The organism is Actinosynnema sp. CS-041913 (assembly GCF_050942485.1).
Lineage (GTDB): Bacteria > Actinomycetota > Actinomycetes > Mycobacteriales > Pseudonocardiaceae > Actinosynnema.
Map to the genome: position 1 here is coordinate 8,261,955 of NZ_CP192037.1, position 22,822 is coordinate 8,284,776.

The 22,822-nt window shown below is 72.0% G+C and carries 21 protein-coding genes; 4 read left to right on the forward strand and 17 right to left on the reverse strand.

Going from position 1 to position 22,822, the window contains the following annotated elements; translation table 11 throughout:
- Window positions 1-55 precede the first annotated feature (55 nt).
- The 7 genes from hutI to ACQPZF_RS37135 all read right to left on the reverse strand — a co-directional run bounded on the left by hutI (window position 56) and on the right by ACQPZF_RS37135 (window position 8,293).
- Window positions 56-1,201 carry an imidazolonepropionase gene (gene hutI, locus ACQPZF_RS37105; protein WP_433265148.1) on the reverse strand — a complete coding sequence of 382 codons (1,146 nt, stop codon included), beginning with the start codon at window positions 1,199-1,201 and terminating at the stop codon, window positions 56-58.
- Window positions 1,198-2,466 (reverse strand): formimidoylglutamate deiminase, encoded by a 1,269-nt coding sequence (locus ACQPZF_RS37110; protein WP_433265150.1) that lies wholly within the window; start codon window positions 2,464-2,466, stop codon window positions 1,198-1,200. The genes hutI and ACQPZF_RS37110 overlap by 4 nt, the downstream gene beginning before the upstream one ends.
- Window positions 2,463-3,656 carry an allantoate amidohydrolase gene (locus tag ACQPZF_RS37115; RefSeq protein WP_433265152.1) on the reverse strand — a complete coding sequence of 398 codons (1,194 nt, stop codon included), beginning with the start codon at window positions 3,654-3,656 and terminating at the stop codon, window positions 2,463-2,465. Before ACQPZF_RS37115 ends, ACQPZF_RS37110 begins: the two co-directional genes overlap by 4 nt.
- A complete protein-coding gene (gene hutU / locus ACQPZF_RS37120; RefSeq protein ID WP_433265154.1) occupies window positions 3,649-5,292 on the reverse strand; it encodes a urocanate hydratase in 1,644 nt (547 codons plus the stop codon). The genes ACQPZF_RS37115 and hutU overlap by 8 nt, the downstream gene beginning before the upstream one ends.
- Window positions 5,292-6,797, reverse strand: coding sequence for a histidine ammonia-lyase (hutH, locus tag ACQPZF_RS37125; RefSeq protein ID WP_433265156.1), 1,506 nt, complete (start codon window positions 6,795-6,797; stop codon window positions 5,292-5,294). Before hutH ends, hutU begins: the two co-directional genes overlap by 1 nt.
- Window positions 6,798-6,893: 96 nt before the next feature.
- A complete protein-coding gene (locus tag ACQPZF_RS37130; protein WP_433265158.1) occupies window positions 6,894-7,817 on the reverse strand; it encodes a hypothetical protein in 924 nt (307 codons plus the stop codon).
- Complete coding sequence (locus ACQPZF_RS37135; RefSeq protein ID WP_433265160.1) at window positions 7,814-8,293, reverse strand: SigE family RNA polymerase sigma factor; 480 nt, start codon at window positions 8,291-8,293, stop codon at window positions 7,814-7,816. The genes ACQPZF_RS37130 and ACQPZF_RS37135 overlap by 4 nt, the downstream gene beginning before the upstream one ends.
- Before the next feature lie 44 nt (window positions 8,294-8,337).
- On the opposite strand from ACQPZF_RS37135, the gene ACQPZF_RS37140 reads away from it, so the two are divergent.
- Window positions 8,338-9,117 carry an IclR family transcriptional regulator gene (locus ACQPZF_RS37140; protein WP_433265162.1) on the forward strand — a complete coding sequence of 260 codons (780 nt, stop codon included), beginning with the start codon at window positions 8,338-8,340 and terminating at the stop codon, window positions 9,115-9,117.
- Between the two features lies 1 nt (window position 9,118).
- Here the strand turns inward: ACQPZF_RS37140 and ACQPZF_RS37145 are convergent, their stop codons facing one another.
- The 4 genes from ACQPZF_RS37145 to ACQPZF_RS37160 are packed head-to-tail and all read right to left on the reverse strand — an operon-like array spanning window position 9,119 to window position 12,438.
- The gene (locus ACQPZF_RS37145; protein ID WP_433265164.1) at window positions 9,119-10,003 is read right to left on the reverse strand and encodes an ABC transporter substrate-binding protein; all 885 of its coding nucleotides are present in this window, start codon (window positions 10,001-10,003) and stop codon (window positions 9,119-9,121) included.
- Window positions 10,000-10,749 carry an ABC transporter permease gene (locus ACQPZF_RS37150; protein ID WP_433265166.1) on the reverse strand — a complete coding sequence of 250 codons (750 nt, stop codon included), beginning with the start codon at window positions 10,747-10,749 and terminating at the stop codon, window positions 10,000-10,002. Before ACQPZF_RS37150 ends, ACQPZF_RS37145 begins: the two co-directional genes overlap by 4 nt.
- Entirely contained in the window at window positions 10,746-11,405 is a 660-nt protein-coding gene (locus ACQPZF_RS37155) for an ABC transporter permease (protein ID WP_433265168.1), read from the reverse strand. The genes ACQPZF_RS37150 and ACQPZF_RS37155 overlap by 4 nt, the downstream gene beginning before the upstream one ends.
- On the reverse strand, window positions 11,398-12,438 hold the full coding sequence (locus ACQPZF_RS37160) for an ABC transporter ATP-binding protein (RefSeq protein ID WP_433265170.1): 1,041 nt from the start codon (window positions 12,436-12,438) through the stop codon (window positions 11,398-11,400). Before ACQPZF_RS37160 ends, ACQPZF_RS37155 begins: the two co-directional genes overlap by 8 nt.
- A gap of 104 nt (window positions 12,439-12,542) precedes the next feature.
- Between ACQPZF_RS37160 and ACQPZF_RS37165 the strand changes: the two genes are divergently transcribed.
- Both ACQPZF_RS37165 and ACQPZF_RS37170 read left to right on the forward strand, forming a co-directional pair.
- Window positions 12,543-14,078 carry a bis-aminopropyl spermidine synthase family protein gene (locus tag ACQPZF_RS37165; RefSeq protein WP_433265172.1) on the forward strand — a complete coding sequence of 512 codons (1,536 nt, stop codon included), beginning with the start codon at window positions 12,543-12,545 and terminating at the stop codon, window positions 14,076-14,078.
- Between the two features lie 61 nt (window positions 14,079-14,139).
- Window positions 14,140-14,838 carry a hypothetical protein gene (locus tag ACQPZF_RS37170; protein WP_433265174.1) on the forward strand — a complete coding sequence of 233 codons (699 nt, stop codon included), beginning with the start codon at window positions 14,140-14,142 and terminating at the stop codon, window positions 14,836-14,838.
- Window positions 14,839-14,868: 30 nt separating this feature from the next.
- Here the strand turns inward: ACQPZF_RS37170 and ACQPZF_RS37175 are convergent, their stop codons facing one another.
- The 5 genes from ACQPZF_RS37175 to ACQPZF_RS37195 form a co-directional block, all read right to left on the reverse strand.
- Window positions 14,869-16,122 carry a hypothetical protein gene (locus ACQPZF_RS37175; RefSeq protein ID WP_433265176.1) on the reverse strand — a complete coding sequence of 418 codons (1,254 nt, stop codon included), beginning with the start codon at window positions 16,120-16,122 and terminating at the stop codon, window positions 14,869-14,871.
- Window positions 16,122-16,424: a hypothetical protein gene (locus ACQPZF_RS37180; RefSeq protein WP_433265177.1), complete on the reverse strand. Its 303-nt coding sequence runs from the start codon at window positions 16,422-16,424 to the stop codon at window positions 16,122-16,124. Before ACQPZF_RS37180 ends, ACQPZF_RS37175 begins: the two co-directional genes overlap by 1 nt.
- Window positions 16,421-16,912 (reverse strand): YbaB/EbfC family nucleoid-associated protein, encoded by a 492-nt coding sequence (locus ACQPZF_RS37185; protein ID WP_433265179.1) that lies wholly within the window; start codon window positions 16,910-16,912, stop codon window positions 16,421-16,423. The genes ACQPZF_RS37180 and ACQPZF_RS37185 overlap by 4 nt, the downstream gene beginning before the upstream one ends.
- A 44-nt stretch (window positions 16,913-16,956) precedes the next feature.
- A complete protein-coding gene (locus ACQPZF_RS37190) occupies window positions 16,957-20,145 on the reverse strand; it encodes a sensor domain-containing protein (protein WP_433265181.1) in 3,189 nt (1,062 codons plus the stop codon).
- A gap of 225 nt (window positions 20,146-20,370) precedes the next feature.
- Complete coding sequence (locus ACQPZF_RS37195; RefSeq protein ID WP_433265183.1) at window positions 20,371-21,555, reverse strand: NAD(P)-dependent malic enzyme; 1,185 nt, start codon at window positions 21,553-21,555, stop codon at window positions 20,371-20,373.
- Between the two features lie 289 nt (window positions 21,556-21,844).
- Between ACQPZF_RS37195 and ACQPZF_RS37200 the strand changes: the two genes are divergently transcribed.
- Window positions 21,845-22,438, forward strand: coding sequence for a dTDP-4-dehydrorhamnose 3,5-epimerase family protein (locus tag ACQPZF_RS37200; protein ID WP_433265185.1), 594 nt, complete (start codon window positions 21,845-21,847; stop codon window positions 22,436-22,438).
- Between the two features lie 14 nt (window positions 22,439-22,452).
- On the opposite strand, the gene ACQPZF_RS37205 is transcribed toward ACQPZF_RS37200, so the two are convergent.
- The gene (locus tag ACQPZF_RS37205) at window positions 22,453-22,788 is read right to left on the reverse strand and encodes a S24/S26 family peptidase (RefSeq protein ID WP_433265187.1); all 336 of its coding nucleotides are present in this window, start codon (window positions 22,786-22,788) and stop codon (window positions 22,453-22,455) included.
- Between the last annotated feature and the right edge of the window lie 34 nt (window positions 22,789-22,822).

Here is a 22,822-nt window from a genome sequence, read left to right on the forward strand (position 1 = left end):
GGGCCTGCCCGTGCCGATGGCGCTTCGCCGTCGGCACGGGCGGGTCGCTCCTGTGCTAGCGGACCTTGGTTCCCTTGCGCCACACCGCGTGGGTCAGTGGCACGCCCGGCCGGTAGGCGAGGTGGGTAGTGCTCGGGGCGTCCAGCACGTGCAGGTCTGCCCGTGCGCCCACGGCCAAGTGGCCGATGTCGTTGCGGTGCAACGCGATCGCGCCTGCCCTGGTCGCCGCGTAGACGGCTTCCTCGACGGTCATGCGCATCTGGAGCACGGCCGTGGTCACGCAGTAGGCCATGGATGTCGTGTACGAGCTGCCCGGATTGCAGTTGCTGGCCAGTGCGACGGTCGCGCCGGCGTCGAGGAGTGCCCGCGCGGGCGGCAGGGACTGGCGGGTCGACAGGTCGCAGGCCGGCAGCAGGGTGGCGACGGTGTCCGAGCCAGCCAGGGCGTCGATGTCCGCCGCCGACAGGTACGTGCAGTGGTCGACGCTGGCCGCTCCCAGTTCCACCGCGAGCCGCACGCCGGGGCCCTCGCCGAGCTGGTTGCCGTGCACGCGGAGGCCCAGGCCCTTGGCGGCAGCGGCTTTCAGCACGGCCCTGGACTGGTCGACGTCGAACGCGCCCTCCTCGCAGAAGACGTCCGCCCACCGCACGTGTGGCGCCACGGCGTCCAGCATCTCGCCGCACACCAACGAGACGTAGGCGTCCGCGTCGACACCCGACGGCACCAGGTGGGCGCCCAGGAACGTGGTCTCGTCGGCGTGCCGGGCCGCGATCCGCGCGGAACGGAGTTCGTCCGCCGTCGTCAGCCCGTAGCCCGTCTTGGTCTCGACGTACGTGGTGCCCTGGGCGACGGCCTCGGCGATGTGCCGCTGGATGGTCACCGCCAGCTCGGCGTCGGAAGCGTCCCGGGTCGCGTTGACGGTGATCGCGATTCCACCTGCGGTGTAAGGCTTTCCCGACATGCGGGCCTCGAACTCGGCGGTGCGGTCGCCCGCGAACACCAGGTGGGTGTGGCTGTCCACCCAGCCCGGCAGCACGGCGCGCCCCGCCGCGTCGAACCGCTCGTCGGCCGCGGGGGCGGCCGACGCGGCGCCCACCCACACCACTCGGTCGCCCTCGACCACCAGCGCGGCGTCGGTGAGCCGGCCCAGTTCGGGGTCGTTGGTGGTCAGCTCGCCGATGTCCGCGATCAGCGTGCTCATGCCGTCACCGCCTTCAGCAGCTTGCCGACGTCGCCCAGAGTCTCGTGGATGCCGTTGCGGGACACCACTCGGCCGCCGACGACCACCGCGGTCACGTCCGACGCGGTCGCCGCCAGCACGAGCTGCTCGGCCTCGCAGCCGGCGGTGCGCGCGGAGTCCAGCCCGACTGCCACCAGGTCGGCCGGTGCGCCGACCTCGATGCGGCCGGCCTCCGGTCGGCCGATGGAGGCGTGGTTGGTCAGCGCGTCCACCAGCTCCGCCGGCGTGAACCGACCGCGTTGGCCGGAGCGCAGGCGTTCGCCGTGCTCCAGTCCGCGGGCCTCCACCAAGGGGTCGATCACGGCGTGCTGGTCGCTGCCCAGGGACAGCGGGCTGCCCGCGTCCTTCAACTCACGTGCCGGACCGATGCCGTCCGCGAGGTCCGCTTCCGTGGTGGGGCAGAAGCAGGCCCCGACCGAGGCGGCGCCCAGCAGCGAGATGTCCTTTGTGGACAGATGGGTGGCGTGCACGGCCGTGGTGCGGGCGGTCAGGGCGCCCGCCTCGTGCAGGAGTTCGGTCGGCGTCAGGCCGTACGCCTCCCGGCACGCCTCGTTCTCGGCCGGTTGCTCCGACAGGTGGACGTGCAGCGGCCGATCGGGGAACGCGCCCGCTACCAGCGACAACGTTTCACGTGGCACAGCGCGGACCGAGTGGATCGCCGCGCCGACCTTCGTGTTCGCGTCCTCGGGCAGCTCAGCGACCCGTTCGGCCCACCGCTCGAAAGTGCCGTCGGAGAAGCGTTGCTGCACACCCGTCACGGGTTGCCCGATGCCGCCCGCCAGATAGCAAGCGTCCAACAGGGTGAGCCTGATCCCGGCGTCGACGGCGGCCTGCCGCAGCGCCTCGCCCATCTCGTTGCCGCCGTTGTGGAGGTAGTGGAACTCCCCCACCGCCGTCACGCCGGAGACCGCCATCTCGGCGTAGACGGCCGTGGCGAGCCGCAGGTAGCTGTCCGGCGTCAGGCTTTCCGCCAGCGCGTACATCCGGTCGCGCCACGTCCAGAACGTGCCGCCGCCGGAGTGCGTGCGACCACGCAGCGCCCGGTGGAAGGCGTGGGAGTGGGCATTCGCGAACCCCGGGAACACCATGCCGTACAGGCGTTCGCAGCCCAGCGGAATGGTGTCCACTGTGGACACCGAGGCGATGGTCCCGCGGTCTACCCGCACCAGGACGCGGGGCGCGATTCCGCCCGGCAGCCATGCCTGTTCACACCAGAAGCTCTTCATCGGGCCAAGTGCTCCAACGTCGTCGCGAGCGCCACCACACCCGCCGCGCAGTCGTCGGCTTCGGCGAACTCATCGGGGGCGTGGCTGATCCCGGTCGGGTTGCGCACGAACAGCATCGCGGTCGGGACGTGCGCCGCCAAGATGCCCGCGTCGTGCCCGGCCCCCGTCGGCAGCGAGGGGACCTGGCCGAAGGCGGTGTTCGCCGCGAGGGCGGCCGAGATGTCCGAGGCCAGTTCGCGGTCGAAGAACACCGTGCTCCCGTACGACTCCTCGGTGACGCGCACCTCGCAGCCCTCCTCGGCCGCCGCCGTCCGAGCCGCCTCGGTGATCGCCGCGACCACTTCACGGGTGCGGCGGTCGTCCTCCGCCCGAGCGTCCAACCACACGTCCACCGACGACGCGATCACGTTGGTGCCGCCCGGGTTCGGGACGATCCGGCCCACCGTCGCACGCGCGCCGTCCGTCGCGGCGCGGCGCGCGGCCGGCACCACCTGGGAGGCGGGCAGCATCGGGTCGCGCCGGTCCTCGATCAGGGTCGCGCCGGCGTGGTTGCCCTCACCGGTGAACGTGTAGCGCCACCGGCCGTGCGCCAGGATCGAGTCGGCCAGGCCGATCGGCACGGTGAGGCCCTTGCCCTGCTCCACGTGGAGTTCCACGAACTGCCCGATGGACGCCAGCGCGGCGTCGTCCCGGCCCATCCGCAACGGGTCGAAACCCGCCCGGTGCGCCGCCTCGCCGAACGTGACGCCGTCCGGGTCGGTCAGCGCGCACGCCTGCTCGGGGGTGATCGCGCCGGTCAGCAGCCGCGAGCCCAGGCAGGCTACGCCGAACCGGCCGCCCTCCTCCTCCACGAAGACCACGATCGCCAGCGGCCGGGACGGCTGGAAGCCCTTGGCGCGCAACAGGTCCACCGCCTGCAACGCCGAGACGACGCCGAGCGGCCCGTCGAACGCGCCGCCACCGGGCACCGAGTCCAGGTGGCTGCCGGTGACCACGGCGTCCGGGCCGGGCGCGCCCCACCATGCCCACAGGTTGCCGTTGCGGTCGGGCCGCACGTCGAGCCCGCGCCGGGTCGCCTCCTCGGTGAACCACGCCCGCAGTTCCAGCTCGACCCGGTCGAACCCGTGCCGGGAGTAGCCGCCGCGCCGGGCGTCCCGCCCGACGTCGGCGATGTCCGCGAGATCAGTCATGGTGCGCCATCGGGATGCGGACGCCCTGGTCGGCGGCCACCCGCTGGGCCTGCTCGTACCCGGCGTCGACGTGCCGGATCACGCCCATGCCGGGGTCGTTGGTCAGCACCCGCTCGATCTTCCGCGCGGCCAGCTCGGTGCCGTCCGCCACGGTGACCTGGCCGGCGTGGATGGACCGGCCGATGCCGACGCCGCCGCCGTGGTGGAGGGACACCCAGGTCGCGCCGGACGCCGTGTTCACCAGGGCGTTGAGCAGCGGCCAGTCGGCGATCGCGTCGGAGCCGTCCGCCATCGACTCGGTCTCCCGGTACGGGGAGGCGACCGAGCCGCAGTCGAGGTGGTCGCGGCCGATGACGATCGGCGCGGACAGCTCGCCGCTCGCGACCATCTCGTTGAACTTCAGGCCGGCGAGGTGCCGCTCGCCGTAGCCCAGCCAGCAGATGCGGGCCGGCAGCCCCTGGAACTCGACGCGTTCGCCGGCCATCCTGATCCAGCGGGCGAGCTGCTCGTTCTCCGGGAACAGCTCCAGGATCGCCCGGTCGGTCCTGGCGATGTCGGCCGGGTCGCCGGACAGCGCCGCCCACCGGAACGGGCCCTTGCCCTCGCAGAACAGCGGGCGGATGTAGGCGGGGACGAAGCCGGGGAAGTCGAACGCCCGGTCGCAGCCGCCGAGCTTGGCCTCACCGCGGAGCGAGTTGCCGTAGTCGAACACCTCCGCGCCCCGGTCCAGGAAGCCGACCATCGCGTCCACGTGGTCCGCCATCGACTCGCGGGAGCGGTCGGTGAACTCGTCCGGCTTCTTCGCCGCGTAGTCCGGCCAATCCTCCAGGTCGATGCCCTTGGGCAGGTAGGCCAGCGGGTCGTGGGCGGAGGTCTGGTCGGTGACGATGTCCGCCGGCAGCTCGCGGCGCAGCAGCTCCGGCAGCACCTCGGCGGCGTTGCCGATCAGGCCCACGGACAGCGCGCGGCCCTCCTCCTTGGCGCGGAGCACGCGGGCGATCGCGTCGTCGATGTCGTCCGCGATCTCGTCCAGGTAGCGGGTCTCGACCCGACGGCGGGCCCGTGCCGGGTCGACCTCGATGCAGAGCGCCACGCCCTCGTTCATGGTGACGGCCAGCGGCTGCGCGCCGCCCATGCCGCCGAGGCCGGCGGTCACCGTCAGGGTTCCGCGCAGGGTGCCGTTGAAGCGCTTGTTCGCCACCGCGGCGAACGTCTCGTAGGTGCCCTGGAGGATGCCCTGGGTGCCGATGTAGATCCACGAGCCGGCCGTCATCTGGCCGTACATGGTCAGGCCCTCGGCCTCCAGGCGGCGGAACTCCGGCCAGTTCGCCCAGTCCGGGACGAGGTTGGAGTTCGCGATCAGCACGCGCGGGGCCCACTCGTGGGTGCGCAGCACGCCCACCGGGCGGCCGGACTGCACCAGCAGGGTCTCGTCGTCCTTCAGGTCGGCCAGCTCGCGGCTGATGGCGTGGAAGCTCGGCCAGTCCCGGGCGGCCTTGCCGGTGCCGCCGTAGACGACCAGGTCATCGGGGCGTTCGGCGACGTCCGGGTCCAGGTTGTTGTGGAACATCCGCAGGGCGGCCTCGGTCTGCCAGCTACGGGCGGTCAGTTCGGTGCCTCGGGCTGCTCGCACCATCACAGGGCTCCTGTTCGGATGAGGTCTTCGGCGGCGGCGATCTCGGGGGCGAGGTGGCGGTCCGGGCCGGGGCCCTGGACGGTCTCGCGGAGCTTCGCCACGGCCGCGGCGGTCGCCGGGGCGGGTCGGAGGGGGGCGCGCAGGTCCAGCGCGCGGGCGGCGGTGAGGAACTCGACGGCCAGCACGGTCCGCAGGCCGTCCACGGCCTTGCGCAGCTTGCGGGCGGCGGACCAGCCCATCGAGACGTGGTCCTCCTGCATGGCGCTGCTCGGGATCGAGTCGACGGAGGCGGGGACGGCCAGCCGCTTCAGCTCGCTGACGATCGCCGCCTGCGTGTACTGGGCGATCATGTGGCCGGAGTCGACACCGGGGTCGTCGGCCAGGAACGGCGGCAGGCCGTGCGAGCGGTTCACGTCCAGCATCCGGTCGGTGCGGCGCTCGGCGATGCTCGCCACGTCGGCGACCGGGATGGCGAGGAAGTCCAGCACGTAGGCGATCGGCGCGCCGTGGAAGTTGCCGTTGGACTCGACGCGGCCGTCCGCCAGCACCACCGGGTTGTCGATGGCCGCGGCGAGTTCCCGGTCGGCGACGGTCTCGGCGTAGCTGACGGTGTCGCGGGCCGCGCCGTGCACCTGGGGCGAGCAGCGCAGCGAGTACGCGTCCTGCACGCGCGTGCAGTCGGGGCCGCGGTGGCTCTCCATGATCTCGGAGCCCGCGAGCAGCTCGGACATCCGCCGGGCGCTGTGGCCCTGCCCGGGGTGCGGGCGCAGGGCGTGCAGGTCGGCGGCGAAGACGCGGTCGGTGCCCAGCAGGGCCTCCACGCTCATCGCGGCGGTCAGGTCGGCCACGTCCAGCAGGTAGCGCAGGTCGTGCAGCGCCAGCACCAGCATGCCGAGCATGCCGTCGGTGCCGTTGATCAGCGCGAGGCCTTCCTTCTCGGCCAGCCGGACGGGCTTGAGACCGGCCTTCGCGAGCGCCTCGCGGGCAGGCACGAGAGCGCCGTCGACGTCCCGGACGTCCCCCTCGCCGGTCAACGCCAGCGCGGCGGCCGACAGCGGCGCGAGGTCGCCCGAGCACCCGAGCGAGCCGAACTCGTGCACGACCGGCGTGATGCCCGCGTTGAGCATCGCGGCCATCGCCTCGGCGGTCTCCAGCCGAACCCCGGTGTGGCCACTGGCCAGCGTCTTCAGCCGGAGCAGGACGAGCGCCCGGACGACCTCGCGCTCCACCTCCGGCCCCGCGCCGGCGGCGTGCGAGCGGACCAGGGACTGCTGGAGGGCCGCCCGCCGATCCGGCGGGATGTGCCGGACGGCCAACGCGCCGAACCCCGTCGACACGCCGTACGTGGGCTGCTCGGCGGTAGCCAACCGCTCGATGTGCGCACGCGCGGAGACCACCGCCTCACGCGCCGCCTCCGTGATCTCCACCGACACGCCGAAACGGGCGACAGCGTGGACGTCGTCACGAGTCAGGGGTTCCGACCCAAGCTGCACGGGTTGCTGCATGCGCCCATCACAACCCGCCCACCGCCTACGCACGACCCGAGACCTACCAACACCGTCTGGTATCCCAGACACCGGGCGCTCTGGGGGCGACTGCGTTCACCGCCCGATCCAGCCCAAATCGGGGTATTGCTCGAACTTCACCAGCCCGGCCGCCTCGACCAACTCCTCCACCGAAGCCACCTGCGACAACTTGCCCCCGCCCACGGACAAGTACCGACCAGCCGCCAACATGATGGTCAGCACACCGCCGCGCTCCTCCCAATACGCGGCCTCACGCCCCAACGCCGTCACCGCCCGAGGCGCGCCCCCGGCGCGGTCGACGCTGTGCAGCCTGATCAAGTACTGGGCATCGCCAGACGGCACTTCCACCATCGCGGTCCAGTCATCCGGCGAAACCGCGTCGATCGAGAAATCGGTCGACCCCTTGAACGACACCGGCACCACGACCAGAGTCAGATCCGGCCGCACGGACTCGGCCACCCGGCGGAGCGTCTCACGGCTATCGGCACCGTCGCCCAGCCACACGGACAGCATCCGGTCCGGCTTCACCTGCCAGTGCAAGCCGTTGTGCGAGTAGTAACCAGGGGCCCCGTTCACGGTGGTGCGGGTGGTCGACGCGTCCAGAGCGTCGAGATCACTCTTGGTGACGGAGAAGCGCAACGAAGCGGCACCATCCGAGCCGCGCTGCCAATTACGCGTCCAACTCCCGCCGATGTAGCTGCGCCACCGCTCGGTGAACCCGTCCGGCAGCCAGGTGGGCTGGTACTCCAGGCCCACCCACGTCCGGGCGTTGGCACCGGGTGGCGTGATCCGGTCGACACGGCCGACGGAAACGTCGGCGGAAGGCCGGGGCAGCGCCGTGGCGGCGATCGCGACCACAGCGGCCGTGACGGCGGTCGCCACCACCAGGAACAACGGCTTGCGTCGCGGCCGGTGCAGCGCGGCCAGCACCGGACCAGGCGGCGGAGCCAGGTCGGCCTGCCGGCGCAGCGCGTCACGGATCAGGTCCTCGGTGTTCACAGTGCCTCCTTCACCCGGCGGTCCGCGCGCAGCGTGGCCAGCGCGCGGGAGATGTGCGTGCGGACAGTGCCCTGGGAGCACCCCAGGGTCGTGGCGATCGAGGCGTAGTCGTAGTCCTCGTAGTAGCGCAGGACGACGGCCGCCTTCTGCTTGCGCGGCAGCCGGGCAATGCGGCGGAGCATCGCGTCGCGCTCGTCGTAGCGGCCCGTCGGGTCGTCGGCGGGCAGGTCCAACCCCTCGATGGGCCTGCTCGGCCGGAACCTCCGCCGCCACGACAGGTACTCGTTGGTGACCATGCGCTTCAGGTACGCGCCGGGCGCGTCGAGACCCCCGATCCGGCCCCACCGCTGCTGGGCGCGCAGCAGGCACTCCTGGACCACGTCCTGCGCCAGGTGCGGGTCTCCGGTCAGCACCGTGGCGTAGCGCAGCAACGGGGTGACCTGGTCGGCCGCGAAGTCCTCGAAGCTGGTCGTCATACCCCTCCAATGCGCGGAGCGCCGGGTTTGTTGACAATGACTTCGTGGGCACCAGCAGCGACGTGCCGGCGTTGCGCCGGGGGCTGGCCGTGCTGCGCCTGCTGGCCAGCCGTCCCGGCCCCCTGTCGGCGGCGTCCGTGGCCCGCGAACTCGACCTGCCCCGGTCGACCACCTACCACCTGCTGGCGGAACTGGCGGAGGCCGGCTTCGCGACCCACTTCCCCGAGGAGCGGCGTTACGGGCTCGGGGTGGCCGCGTTCGAACTGGGCTCGGCCTACCTGCGCCACGACCCGTTGGAACGCCTGGCGAGGCCCCTGCTACGACGCCTGGTGGACTCCGTCGGACGGGCCGCGCACCTGGGCGTGCTGCACGGCGCCGAGGCGCTCTACCTGGTGCGGGAGCAGCCCCGGCAGCCGTCGACCATCGTGTCCGACGTGGGTGTGCGGCTGCCCGCGCACCTGACCGCCTCCGGCCGCGCGATGCTCGCCCGCCTGCCGGACGCGCAGGTCAGGGCGCTGTTCCCGAGCGTGGCGGGCTTCGTCGACCGCACCGGGCGCGGACCGCGGAACCTGCCCGCCCTGCGCCGGCTGCTGGCGGTCGAACGGCGTCGCGGCTGGGCCGTGGAGGACGGCTACGTGACCGCCGGCTTCGCCTCGGTGGCCGCGCCGGTCTACGACCACGGCGAGCGGCCCATCGCCGCCATCACGGTCACGTTCCGGCACGTGTGCGACGAGGAGTGCGGCGAGACGTGGCCGGAACTGGCCGCGGAGACGCGGAAGGCCGCCGACGCGCTGACCGAGCGCATCGGCGGCCACCGGCACTAGCTCAGAGCTGGACGGCCTTCAGGAAGTCCGCCGCCACGTTCGCGATGGTCTCCTTGTCGACGTCCACCCGCTTCACCAGCTCGGCCAGGTTCTCCGTGGTCAACGCCTTGGAGACCTTGTTCAGCGCGTCCTTGCCCTTGGCGTCGACCGCGTCCGACCGCAGCAGCGGCACGATGTTCTGCGCCGGGTACATGCTCTTCGGGTCGTCCAGCTCCACGAAGTCGTTCACCTTGATGTCGGCCGAGGTCGTGTACAGGTTCGCGACCTGCGCGGTGCCGTTCTTCAGCGCGTCCACGGTCACCGGCCCGCCGGCGTCGGTGGTCTTGATCTCCTTGAACGTGACCCCGTACAGCTCCTTGACCTTGGCCTCCCAGCGCTGCTGCCACTCGCCCGCCGCGCCGAGCACGTACTTCCCGTCACCGAGGTCCGCGATCGACTTCACGCCCGAGGCGGCGGTCTCCTTGGTGACCACCAGCACGTCCTTGTCCTCGGCCGCCGCCTTCTCCAGCACCTCCAGCCCGGCGGGCGTCTTGGCCTTCAACGCCGTGTAGACGTCCTCCACCGAGGTCTTGGTGTTGGTCTTGTCGAAGTAGTTGAGCAGGTTGCCGGTGTACTCCGGCACCACGCCGAGCGACTTGTCCTGCAACGCCTTGACGACCAGCTCGCGCGCGCCGATGCCCGACTTGACGGACACCTTCGCCCCGGTCGCCTTCAGCGCGCCCGCGTAGATCTCGGCGAGGATCTTGTTCTCGGTGAAGTCGGCCGAACCGACCACGACCTCACCCGAGGCGGCCTGCTGACCGCTCCCGCCCAGGTCCTCCTTGGACCCGCAGGCGGAAACGACCAGGGCAGCCGCCGCCACGATGACGGCCAACGTGCGCTTCATGCCGTACTTCCTCCCACTTCGACCACTCCGGCCTTCTCACCGGCCCCGCCCGCCTCGGCACGCCTCACCCGCCGGGGCTTCGCGGACAGCCGCAAACCCTTGGGTACCACCAGTCTCCCCGCGATCGCGAGGAGCAGGTCCAGCAGCACCGCCAGCAGCGCGATGACCACCGCGCCGCCGACGAACTGCCCGTAGTCCAGCACCCGCAGCCCGTCCAGCAGCGGACGCCCCAGTGTCTCGATACCCACGTACGCCGCGACCGATGCCGTCGCCACCACCTGCAGGGTCGCGTTCCGCAGGCCGCCCATCAGCAACGGCAGCGCGTTCGGCAGCTCCACCTGCCACAACCGCTGCGCGCCGGTCATCCCCATGCCGCGGGCGGCGTCGACCACGCCGCGGTCGACGTCCTGGATGCCCGCGTACGTCCCGGCCAGGATCGGCGGCACCGCCAGCACGACCAGCGCGATCAGCACGCTGGTCACCTGGGCGCCGCTCATCACCAGGTACAGGAACGTCACCAGCCCCAGCGTGGGCAGGGCGCGCAGCGCGTTGCTCCCGCCCACCAGGAAGACCGCGCCGCGCCCGGTGTGCCCGACGTACAGGCCCAGCGGGACGGCGATGGCGCTCGCCCCGAGCACCGCGCCCAGGCAGTACATCAGGTGGATGCCCACCCGGACCGGGATCGACTTGCCGCCGCTCCAGTTCACCGGGTCGACCAGCCAGGCCCACGCGTCCGCGAAGATCATGACCGACCCGCCTTGGCCCACGGCGTGAGCGCGTCGCGCACCGCCACCAGCACGAGGTCCACCACCAGCGCGAGCACCAGCGTCAGCGCGATGCCGATGATGATCGGCGCGAGGTACCGCTGCCGGAACCCGTCCGTGAACAGCACGCCGAGACCGCCGGTGCCGATCAGCGCGCCCACGCTGACCAGGCTGATGTTGCTGACCGACCCGACCCGCACCCCGGCCGCGAGCACCGGCACGGCGAGCGGCAGCTCGACGGTCAGGAACTTCCGCCACGGCCGGAAGCCCATCGCGGTGGCGGCGGCCCGCACGTGGTCGGGCACCGCGGCCAGCGCGTCGGCGACCGGCCGCACCAGCAGCGTCGTCGTGTAGAGGGTGAGCGCGATGATCACGTTGACCGAGTCGAGCACCTGCGTGCCGATGACCGCCGGGATGATCGCGAACAGCGCCAGCGACGGGATCGTGTAGAGCACGTTCGACGCGTTCACCAGCACGCGGTTCACCCACCGGACGCGGTGGCACGCCAGGCCCAGCACGATCGCCAGCGCCACCGACACCACCAGCGGCACCAGCGACAGGTAGATGTGGTCGAGCAGCATCGACAGCACCGCCGAGCGGGTGCCGGCGTCGCTCAGGTACTTGACTACGTCACCCACGGCGGCTCTCGATCACGTCGAGCACCTGGTGCGCCTTGACCACCCCGGCGAACCGGCCTTCGGCGTCCACCACGACACCCAGCCCGGAAGGCGAGGACAGCGCGGCGTCCAACGCGCCCCGGATCGCGCCGCCCACCTCGTAGAGCGACCCGCCCGGCACCACGGAACCGTCCGGCGCGGCCCAACCCTGGGGGCGCTGGTCGGCATCCACCATCAACTGCCACTCACCGGAGGCGGAAGCCGCTTCGACGGTCTCCACCGCGCCGATCTCCACCCCGGTGGAGTCCACAAAGGACAGGCTGCGGTAGCCGCGGTCCTTGCCCACGAACCCGGCCACGAAGTCGTCGGCCGGCCGCGCCAGCAGCTCGGCGGGCGGCGCGTACTGGGCGAGGATGCCGCCCTCGCGGAACACCGCCACCTTCTCGCCGATGCGGACCGCCTCGTCGATGTCGTGCGTGACGAAGACGATCGTCTTGTCCAGCTCGGCCTGCAACCGCAGCAGCTCGTCCTGGAGCCCTTCGCGGACCACCGGGTCCACCGCGCTGAACGGCTCGTCCATCAGCAGCACCGGCGGGTCGGCGGCCAACGCGCGCGCCACGCCGACGCGCTGCTGCTGGCCACCGGAAAGCTGCACCGGGTAACGCCTGCCCAGCTCGGCGGGCAGCCCGACCAGCTCCAGCAGCTCGGCCGCGCGCGACCGGGCCTTCGCCCTGGACCAGCCGGACAGCAGCGGCACGGTGGCCACGTTGTCCAGCACGGTGCGGTGCGGGAACAGGCCCGCCTGCTGGATGACGTACCCGATGCCGAGCCGCAGCTTCGGCGGGTCGACGGACAGCACGTCCCGGCCGTCCACCAGGACCGTGCCCTCGGTCGGGTCGATCATCCGGTTCACCATGCGCAGGGACGTCGTCTTGCCGCACCCGGACGGGCCGACGAAGACCGTGATCGTGCCCGCCTCGACCACGAGGTCCAGGCCGTTCACCGCGATCGTCCCGTCGTCGAACCGCTTGGTCACGCCGCGGAACTCGATCACCCGTGGTCCCTCCCCGTCGGTGGCAGCAGGCGTCGAACGACACTAGCCCGTTCGCCCGACCGTGGCACGGCGTTCCAGGATTCGGTCGGTAGGCTGCTTCGGTTGTGGCCACCGAACCAGTCCGAGCGCTGTTGGCATCCCACGGCGTGCACGCGCGCAAGCTCCGGCGCGTGCTGACCCTGCTGAGTGACGACTGGCACACGCTGCCCGAACTGGTCCGGCTGCCCGCCGTGCCCCGGCGCACCGTGCAGGAGCTGCTGAAGGCGCTGGACGAGGACGTGGAGACCAACGGCGACCGGTACCGGATCGCGCCGGCGCGGGTGGCGGAGTACGCGGGGTGCACGGCCGGCGACCTGATGGACCCGGTGGACCCGGTGGACGCCCTGGTGTCGCGGAACACAGCGCACCTCCGGTCGGTGCTCGCCGACATCGCTTCGGTGCCGCCGCCGCTGGCCGCGCTGGACCACGTGCAGGCGACCGCCGAGACGGCGTTGAAGCGGGCGCTGTGGATGGACTCGCAGTACGACCTGGACGGGCGCGTCCTGCTGTGCCTGGGCGACCACGACCTGACGTCGCTCGCCGTGTGCGCGGTGAACCCGTCCGTGTCGGTGGTCGTGGTCGATGTGGACGATCGACTCCTGGCCTATGTCGAGGAACGCTCGGGTGGCCGGGTGAAGACGTTCCACGCGGACTTCCGCTTCGGCCTGCCGCCCACCCTGCTGGAGTCGGCGGACCTCGTGTTCACCGACCCGCCCTACTCGCCGGAGGGCATGGGGCTGTTCGCGGGCCGCGCGGTGGAGTGCCTCGCCGACCTCGGGCAGGGGCGGGTGCTGCTGGCGTACGGGTTCAGCGACCGCACGCCCGCGCTGGGCCTGAAGGTGCAGCAGGAGTTGCAGCGGCTGGGCCTGGTGTTCGAGGCGATCCTGCCCGCGTTCCACCGGTTCGACGGCGCGCAGGCCATCGGCAGCGCCGCCGACCTGTACGTGTGCCGCCCCACCACGCGGCGGTCCGTCACGCCCGGCCGGACCGCGATCTACACGCACGGGCCGCAGTCCGTGGAGGCGACCGGTCCGGGCTCGAAGGCGTTGGAGGCGCTGGTGGACCTCGCCCCGCGCCCGGAGTCCTCGCCGCCGCCGAAACCCCGTGCGCCGGGCTGGGCGGACCCGATCGGGAAGGGCGCGGCGTCGCTCGCCGTGGACCTGTCCGGCGACCCGGGCCCGTGGCTGCTGCGCACCCTGCTGGCGTGCTCGCCGGGCCGGATGGCGGCCCTGGTGTCCAACAACCACCCGAACGTGTCGTCCGCCGCCGGGCAGGCCGAGTTGACGTCCCTCGTGGACACCCGGTTCGCGCTGCGGTTCCTGCGGTCCACTCCGGACGGCAAGCACTGCGTGGTGGTGGCGGACCAGGTCCTGGCGGGCACGCTCGACCCCGGCGGCCTGGCCGTGCGGGAAGTGCTGATGCGGGCGCACGGGAAGCTCGGCAACGTGTGGCGGGAAGCGCTCACCACCGTGCTGCGGATCACCAAGCGCGAGGCGCGCGACCGCATCGGCGAGCACGACGACCTGGAGCACCGGCTGATCGACCTGCCCCGGCACCGGATCGCCGCACTCCTGCCGCTGATCAGGGCATCGGCCAGTTGACCGAAACGCGCTCGCCGGGGGGCGGGCGGAGGTAGCTTTCGATCGACTCGGAGGGGGCAGCATGAACAACCCGAATCCCGGCTGGCAGCAACAACCTCAACCCGGTCCGCCGTTCGCGGGCCACCAACCGCCGCCGGGCCAGGCGTACGGCCAACCGCCGGGGCAGCCATACGCGCAGCCGGGCCAGCCGTACGCGGGACAGCCGGGCCAATCCCAGCCGGGTCAGCCGTACCCCGGTCAGCCCTACCCCGGTCAGCCGTACGGCGTTCCGCGCCGGCAGGGCCCCGGGCTCGCCATCCTCGCCGGCCTCGCGTTCCTGCCCGCCGTGCTCTACACCTACATCTCGGCGATCATGTCGTGGGACGGCTCGCCCGACTCCCTGCACGTCATGGCCTCGGTGCTCGGCCTGGCGTTCTCCGAGGACATCACCGGCAACGTCGACTTCGCGATCACCGTGTCGATGATCGTGGCGTCCCTGGTGCTGCTGCTGGCGATCGCGCAGGCCGTCCGGGCGCCGGTGGTGCGCTGGGTGCTGGCCACGCTCGGCGGGCTCGTCGTCGCGTACTACGTCTACGCCGTCATCTGGATGCTGTCCCGCGGGGGGAGCAGCTTCGTGGCGCTGCTCCTCGTCGCCCTGTTCCTGTGGCTCATCCCGACTTTCATCGCGGTCCTGCCGCCGGTGGGCCGCGCCACCCGCCGGGCACCGGCGACGCCTCTACCGCAGGCGCCTCAACCGCCGATGCCCGGCCAGTGGGGCTGATCCGCCACCGCGACCGCGCGGCGGGCCGTCTCACTCGTCCAAGTACCCGGTCTGGCGCTTGAACGCCTTCTGCTGCTCCTCGGGCACCCCGCTGTGCTCCAACTCGTCCTGCTTGGACGCTTCGCGGGCGATGTCGGCGCCGAACTTGGTCTGGAAGCCGCCGTCGGCGACGCTCGGCACCGAGTGCGGAGACACCGTGCCGTCCGCGCGCGTGATCGGCTTGAACGGCGTGTAGGCGTCCGAGACGCCCTGGCCGCGGTGCGCGGGCTTGACGGTCACGTTCTCCGTCGCCTTCGCCCACGTGTTGCCGGCGTCCTTGTAGGCGGAGCCGAACTGCTGCGCGCCCTCCTTGGCCTTCGCGCCGGCGTCCGCCAGGGAGGGCCGGGAGTTGCCCCAGTCCTCCAGGCGTTTCCCGGCGTTGTCCAAGCCCTGGAACTTCGGCGCGCCGCCCGGCGCGTCGGCCGCCCGGGTCACCCCGCCGCCACCGGCGCCGCCCTTGCCGAACCGCGCCAGGCCCTTGAGCATGTCGCCGACCTTCGCGAACAGCCCCTTGAGCTTGCCCATGATCTTCATGACCAGCCGCATGAGCTTGGCGATCTGCTTGGTGATCTTGCCGAGCACCACCGCGCCGCGCCCGACCGCCCACGCCGCGAATGCCGCCAGCGAGCTGCCGAAGCTCACCACGGACGACGCCAGCGCGATCGCCGCGTTGCGGATCACCTCCCACACGAACATGGCGATCAGGTCGCGGATCATGCCGCGCACGGCCGCCGTGATCGTGCCCGCCGTGGAGATCTGCTCGGCCACCGCGACGCACGTGCGGCTCATCGCCAGCGTCTCGCCGACCAGTTGGCCCTGGCTGCTCCGGAACCCGTCGGCCGCGCGCTGCTCCCAGCCGCCGACCTGGTTCTCCACCGCGTCGTGGTGCTCCTGCGCGATGCGGTCCAGGTCCATCGCGGCCTGGTTCCACTTCCCGACCGCGTCCTTGATCTTGTCGCCGTTGCCCGCCAGCCAGTCGAGCGGCTCGCGCAGGAAGCTGACGTGCTCGATCAGCCAGCCGATGCCGGCCGTCGCCAGCGAGCCCAGCGGGTCGATCGCCATGCCCAGCGCGTCCAGGCCGAGCGCCGCCACGTTCATGCCGAACTCGCCGAAGTCGCCGTCCTTGAGCCGGCTCGCCGAGTCGATGACCTGCGCGGCCGACTCGGCGATGCCGCCACCCGCGAAGTTGTCCGGGTTGCCGATCTTCCCGTCGGACGAGAAACCGGTCATCACACCGTCGGACATCAGGCGCCCCCGCTGAAGCTCTGCCGGTTCCGGTCTTCCACGTGCTCGTAGTCGGCGGCCGTGAGGATCGTGTCGCCCGCCGCCTCGCCGTGGGCCTTGGCCAGCGCCTGGATGCCCTCCACGGTCTGCGCGGCGAACTCCTGCGCGCCGTCGGCGAAGAACTGGAGCAGCACGCCGAACGTGTCACCGCCCAGGTCCACGCCGGCCACGTTGCCCGCCACCGCCTCGATCTCGCCCTGGCGCCCCTCCTGGTTGCCCGCGAACGTGCGGAGCTGGGACGCCTCGACCTTGAACCCGGTCACCGCAGCACCGTCCCGAAGCCGTCCTCGTCATCCGCCTCCGCGACCGGGCGCGGCGCCCGCGGCGGCGCGGGCCGGGGCGGCGGCGCGCCCCACGAATCCTGTTGCAGCACACTGCCTTCCTCGACGGGCGGCCGTGCCGGGACCTCCTCCTCCAGCTTCGGGATGAAGCTGGTCATGAACTCCATCGCCGACGTGCCGCCGAACTGCGGCTCGACGATGGCCGCGACCTGCTGGGCCGCCTGCGCCTGCGCCCGCTGCACCGTCGCCATCACGACCTGTCCCAACTGGACGTGCGAGAAGTCCACCGCCCGCGGCGAGAAGTCGATGTGCTGCAACGACCCGTTGGGCGCGACGGTCACCGTCACGGCGCCGTCGGGCGACCGCAGGGTCGCCGCCGTCTGCTGGATCTGCTGCTGCATCTCCTCCGACCGGCGCGCGAGGTCCTCCGCCCTCGCCTCCAGGTCGGCGATCATCCGTTCCGGTTCCACCCGATTCCCTCCCGATACGAGTTGCCGGTCGGGAGTATCGCGGATCAGCCGGCCCGGGGGATGTGCAATGGACCAAGTGCCAGCACGGCGCGGAATTCCTTCGGCGGCACCGGGCGGGAGAACAGCCAGCCCTGGTAGGCGTCGACGCCCACCCCGCGCAGCACGTGGAACTGCGTCGCGGTCTCGACGCCCTCGGCCACGCACTTGCGGCCCATGGCCCGCGCCATGTCCACGACGGCCCGCGCCACCGCGAAGTCCGACGAGTCGTTGCCCACCCCGGACACGAACCGGCGGTCCACCTTGATGATCTGCGCGGGCAGGTCCTTCAGCCGCGCCAGCGACGAGTAGCCGGTGCCGAAGTCGTCCACCGCGAACCGGATGCCGCGCGCCACCAGCTCGTCCATCGACTGCCGCACCCGCGAGGGCAGGTCGACCAGCGCCGTCTCGACCAGCTCCAGCACCACGCGGTCCCACGGGATGCCGGCCTCGGCGATGGCGTTCGCCACGATGTCCACGAACTCCGGGTCGCCCGGCACCAGGCCGGCCAGGTTCACCGCCACCGACACCGGCTGGTCGTTCGGCGCGGGCCAGGTCGAGGCCTCCTTCAACGCCGTGCGCAGCACCCAGCGGTCCAGCTCGCGCAGCAGGTCGCCCTGCTCGGCGACGGGCAGGAAGATGTCCGGCGGGAGCAGGCCGCGGTCCGGGTGCGGCCAGCGGACCAGCGCCTCGGCGGTCTGCACGGCGCCGTCCACCCCGACCACGGGCTGGAAGTGCAGCGCGAGGCCGTCGTGCGCCAACGCGTCCCGCAGTTGCCCTTCGAGGTGCACCTGCCGGTCGGCCGAGGCGATCAACGCCGCGCTGGCCAGCGACACCCGGCCCGCGCCGGACCGCTTGGCCTCGAACATCGCCGCGTCGGCGAACCGCAGCAGGTCGTTGCCGGTCGCCCGCGACCCGTTCGGCACGGCCGCGCCGATCGACGCCGACACCCGCACCAACTGGCCGTGCACCGGGACCGCCGTGCGCAGCAGCCCGGCGACCTTGGTGGCCAGCGCTTCCACGCCGCCGACCTGGTCGATGTCGTCGCAGATGATCACGTACTCGTCACCGGACAGGCGGGCGGCCGTGCAGCCGTCCGGCAGGCCGCCCTCCAGCCGCCGGGCCAGTGCCACCAGCAGCTCGTCGCCCGCGTCGTGCCCGAGCGAGTCGTTGACCCGCTTGAAGTTGTCGATGTCGCAGAACAGCACGGCGACCCGCGACCGGTCCTCGGACTCCAGCAGGCCGGCCAGCATCTCCTTGACCAGCGCCCGGTTCGGCAGCCCGGTCAGCTCGTCGTGGGTGGCCTGGTGGCGCAGCGCCTCCGACGCGCGGCGGCGCTCGGTGATGTCCTGGAACACGGTCAGCCAGAAGCGGCGGCCGTCGTCCTGCACCGACAGCGCGATGTGCAGCTCGCAGTAGACCCGCTCGCCGTCCGGGCGCACCAGGATCCGCTGCGGGATCTTGTGCACGCGGTCCGCGCCCGTCTGGGTCATCCGGCTCACCGAGTTGAGCCGGTCCTCCTTGTCGTCGGGGTGGGTGAGCTGGTCGGCGGTCATGCCGCGGAGCTGCTCCAGGTCGATGCCGAGCAGGTCGCACAGCGCGTCGTTGGCGTCCACCAGGCGCTCGGCCTCGTCGAACAGGCCGATGCCGACCGGCGTCAGCGACACCAGGTCGGCGAACCGCTGGCTGGACCACTTCATCCGGGTCTCGGCGGCGCGCTGCTCGGTGATGTCCTGCGCGGTGCCCATCGCGAGCGGCCGGCCGTCCGAGCCCTTCACCACCACGCCGTGGCTGCGGAACACGCGGAGCTTGCCGTCCCGGCGCAGGATGCGGTGCTCGCACTGGACCGGGACCTCGTCGGCGGCGAGCCGCTGCCACAGCTCGTCCACCCACGCCCGGTCGTCGGGGTGCACCAGGTCCAGGTAGGTCTGGTAGCGGGTGTGCTCGTCGCGCGGCACGCCGAACAGGTCGGCCAGCATGTCCGACCACACCACGTCGCCGGTCTGGAAGTCCCACTCCCACACGCCGAGCTGCGCCGCCCGCTGCGCGTCCGCGAGCCGCCGCCGGTCGTCACGGAGCTGCCGTTCCAGCGCCCGCGCCTCGGTGACGTCCTGGATGGTGCCCTGGAAGCGGTGCAGCCGGCCGCCCTCGAACTCGGGGCGCACCCGGCAGACGTAGACGCGCCCGCCGAACTCGCTGCGCACCTCCGCCTCGAACGTCTCCTCTTCCTTGGCGTGCACCAGCCGCCGGCGCAGCGCCTCCAGCGCGGCGCGGTCCTCCGGGTGCACGCCGCACAGCAGGTCGCCGTCCGGCGCGATGTCGAGGTCGGCGTACATCTCCAGCAGCACCTCGCTGCGGTGCACGGCCTTGGTCGGCACCTCGTAGCTCCAGCTACCGATGCGCGCGATGCGCTGCGCCTCCAGCAGTCGGGCGCGCTCGGTTTCCAGGGCGCGGTCGGCGCGCCACTGGGCGGTGATGTCGCGGATGTAGCCGGTGATGAACTGGGTCCGGCCGTCGGCTCTCAGCTTCGCCTCGGCCACGCCCCTGATCCAGCGCAGCTCGCCGGTGGGCAGGATGACCCGGTAGACGATGTCGATCGGGTTGCCGTCGAGTTCCCGGTTGGCCCAGTAGCTGGCCACCATCTCGTAGTCGTCGGGGTGGACCAGGTCGAGCACGGCCTGCGCGCCGGGCACCACCTCGCCCGGCCGCACGCCCATCATCTCGTAGTGCGACTCCGACCAGACCGTGACGCCGGTCGTCGGGTCGTACTCCCACGAGCCGATCTGGGCGACCCGCTGCACGGTGCGCAGCCTGCGCTGTTCGTCGCGCAGGTCGTCCGCCGCCTTGGCGAGGTCGGACACGTCCACCAGGAGCACCGCGTGCAGCCCGGTGCCGGGCACCTGGTTGCGGACCACTCGGACGGGCAGCAGGCCGCCGTCCGCCTGCCGGAGCCGGAAGTCGGCGGCGTCGGCGTGGCCGCCCACGAGCAGGTCGCCTAAAGCACGGCCGACCAGGTCATCGGAGGAATGCGCTTTCGCGAGCGCCGTGACGGCGGCGTTGGCGCGCATGACGACGCCCTTGGGATCGCACAGCAGCGTGGGCGCCTCGGGCAGCGGGATGCCGTCGAGCGCGAGTGGTGTCCCCGCAGGGAGCGCAGGGTCGAGCACCACCGGCGCACGTCCAACCCGCTTGGGCACGGTCCCACCTTCCCGTGTCTACGGCAGGGATGAACCGGCCCGACCGCACCCGAATACGGCGTCCCTCTCCACGGGCAATATTCACCCGAGGAGAGGGACCGTAGCGCTTCGGAGCGTCAGCGCCCACCCCTCTTCGGGCTAACGAAACACGACGTTGGTGGTTTCGTTGTACCGATGAGCCGAATGGGCGCATGCGGCCGGAGGTCTCCCAACTCCGACTGGGGGTCAGGCTACTCCGTCCCGCCGAGCTGCCAAGGCCACGGCCGCGGCGACTTCGGGTCCGACCCGGGGGTCGAGGGCGCTGGGCACGATCCGGTCCGCCGCGAGGTCGTCCGAGGCGACGGCGGCGATCGCGTCGGCGGCGGCCAGCTTCATGTTCTCGGTGATCCGCTTCGCGCCCGCGTCCAGCGCGCCGCGGAAGATGCCGGGGAACGCGAGCACGTTGTTGATCTGGTTCGGGAAGTCGCTGCGCCCGGTCGCGACGATCGCCGCGTGCCGGCCGGCCACCTCCGGGTGCACCTCGGGGTCCGGGTTGGACAGCGCGAACACGATCGAGTCGCCCGCCATGCTCGCGACCAGCTCCTCCGCCACCGTCGAGGAGGACACGCCGACGAACACGTCCGCGCCCTTGAGGGCGTCCGCGATGCCGCCCCGCAGGCCGCTCGCGTTCGTCACCTCGGCGAGTTCCGCCTTGACCGGGTTCAGCCCGTCCCGTCCGGCGTGGACGATGCCGCGCGAGTCGACCACGGTGACCTCGCCGACACCGGCCGCGATCAGGATCTTCGCGCACGCCACCCCGGCCGCGCCCGCGCCGGAGATGACCACCCGCTGGTTCGCGATGTCCTTGCCCAGCACGGTGTTCGCGCCGCGCAGCGCGGCCAGCAGCACGACGGCGGTGCCGTGCTGGTCGTCGTGCATGACGGGCACGTCCAGCGCCTCGATGAGCCGCTGCTCCAACTCGAAGCAGCGCGGCGCGGCGACGTCCTCCAGGTTGACCGCGCCGAACGACGGGCGCAGCCGGACCAGCGTCTCCACGATCTCGTCGACGTCCGTGGTGTCCAGCACCAGCGGGATCGAGTCCAGCCCGCCGAAGGTCTTGAACAGCGCGGCCTTGCCCTCCATGACCGGCAGCGACGCGCTCGCGCCGATGTCGCCCAGGCCGAGCACGGCGGTCCCGTCGCTGACGACGGCCACCAGCCGGTGCGCCCAGGTGTACTTGGCGGCCAGCGAGGGGTCGTCGGCGATGGCCCGGCTGACCCGCGCCACACCCGGCGTGTAGGCGATGGACAGCGCCCGCGGGTCGGCCAGCGAGGCGGTGGCGCCCACCGCCAGCTTGCCGCCCTCGTGGGCGCGGAAGATCTCGTCGTCGGTCAACTGGGTCGTCAAGGGCTGGTCGTTCAATGCGGTCACGGAAGTCCCTCCTGCGGTGCGCGATTCCTGCGGCGCACCGGGACCGGCGTTGTCACGCGGATCTACGGGGCCTGTCAGCGGGCCCTGCCGCACGGTCTGCGCGGCGGCCCTCGGGGCGGTGTGCGGGCAAGCATGACAGTGTCGGCGGTGGCTGTCTGCGGCGGGGATCACACACTTTTCCGCAGGTCAGGGCCTATATTCGCAGAACGTACGTCCGGTTTTCTGCACCGACCGGTCGGTTTCCGCAGGCAGGATCGGTCAAGAGGGAACGGGTTCTAGGGTGTGCGCCATGCAGGCACGCGAGCTGAAAATCCCCGGCACTTTCGAGTTCAGCCCTTCGGTGTTCCCGGACGACCGGGGGCTGTTCGTCTCGCCGTTCCAGGAACACGCGTTCGTCGCGGCGGTGGGGCACGGCCTACGGGTCGCCCAGACCAACCACAGCGAGTCGAGACGCGGCGTGATCCGCGGCGTGCACTACGCGGACGTGCCGCCGGGCCAGTCGAAGTACGTGCACTGCCCGCGCGGCAAGCTGCTGGACGTGCTGGTGGACATCCGGGTGGGTTCGCCGACGTTCGGCGTGTGGGACGTGGTGGAGCTGTCGTCGTCCGCGTTCAACTCGATCTACGCCCCCGAGGGCGTCGGACACGCGGTGATGGCGTTGGAGGACGGGTCGGTCACGTCGTACCTGTGCTCCGAGGGCTACAACCCCAAGGCGGAACGCGCGCTGAACCCGCTGTCCATGGACCTGCCGTGGCCGACCGACGTGGCACCGCTGCTGTCCCCGAAGGACGCCGCCGCGCCGAGCCTGGAGGAAGCGGTGGCGGCCGGCCTCCTGCCGGACTACGACGAGTGCCAGGCCTGGTACACCAAACTGCGTTCCTGAACGCTCCTCACGATTCACTCCTCCGACCGCACCACTCGACGAAGTCGCCAGGGGCGCGGCCAGAGCCGGAACCGGATCACCCCGACCACCTCGGCCGCGCCCAACGTGCGCGAGTCGGTGGAAGCGAACGGGTTGTCCCCCTCGACGTGCCAGCCGCCGCCGGACAGGCGGACCGCCCGCTTGACCGAGAGCAGGCCGGGCCGCGCACTCCACCGGACCAGCACAAGATCCCCCGGCCGAGCCTCCCGGGACCTCTCGACGGTCACGAGGTCACCCGTCCGGAGGGTCGGGTACATGGACGGCCCGACCACCCGAACCAGCGGCAACGGCGCCCGCTCGGAGCGTGCCAACGATCACCTCCACCTGCCCGCGCCAAGCCCCCGG

Coding starts and splice junctions, on each gene's coding strand:
- hutH (WP_433265156.1), bottom strand. CDS start 6,797: ATGCAGCAACCCGTGCAGCTTGGGTCGGAACCCCTGACTCGTGACGAC.
- ACQPZF_RS37170 (WP_433265174.1), top strand. CDS start 14,140: ATGAACAACCCGAATCCCGGCTGGCAGCAACAACCTCAACCCGGTCCG.
- hutU (WP_433265154.1), bottom strand. CDS start 5,292: ATGGTGCGAGCAGCCCGAGGCACCGAACTGACCGCCCGTAGCTGGCAG.
- hutI (WP_433265148.1), bottom strand. CDS start 1,201: ATGAGCACGCTGATCGCGGACATCGGCGAGCTGACCACCAACGACCCC.
- ACQPZF_RS37115 (WP_433265152.1), bottom strand. CDS start 3,656: ATGACTGATCTCGCGGACATCGCCGACGTCGGGCGGGACGCCCGGCGC.
- ACQPZF_RS37145 (WP_433265164.1), bottom strand. CDS start 10,003: ATGAAGCGCACGTTGGCCGTCATCGTGGCGGCGGCTGCCCTGGTCGTT.
- ACQPZF_RS37110 (WP_433265150.1), bottom strand. CDS start 2,466: ATGAAGAGCTTCTGGTGTGAACAGGCATGGCTGCCGGGCGGAATCGCG.
- ACQPZF_RS37175 (WP_433265176.1), bottom strand. CDS start 16,122: ATGTCCGACGGTGTGATGACCGGTTTCTCGTCCGACGGGAAGATCGGC.
- ACQPZF_RS37135 (WP_433265160.1), bottom strand. CDS start 8,293: ATGACGACCAGCTTCGAGGACTTCGCGGCCGACCAGGTCACCCCGTTG.
- ACQPZF_RS37200 (WP_433265185.1), top strand. CDS start 21,845: ATGCAGGCACGCGAGCTGAAAATCCCCGGCACTTTCGAGTTCAGCCCT.
- ACQPZF_RS37150 (WP_433265166.1), bottom strand. CDS start 10,749: ATGATCTTCGCGGACGCGTGGGCCTGGCTGGTCGACCCGGTGAACTGG.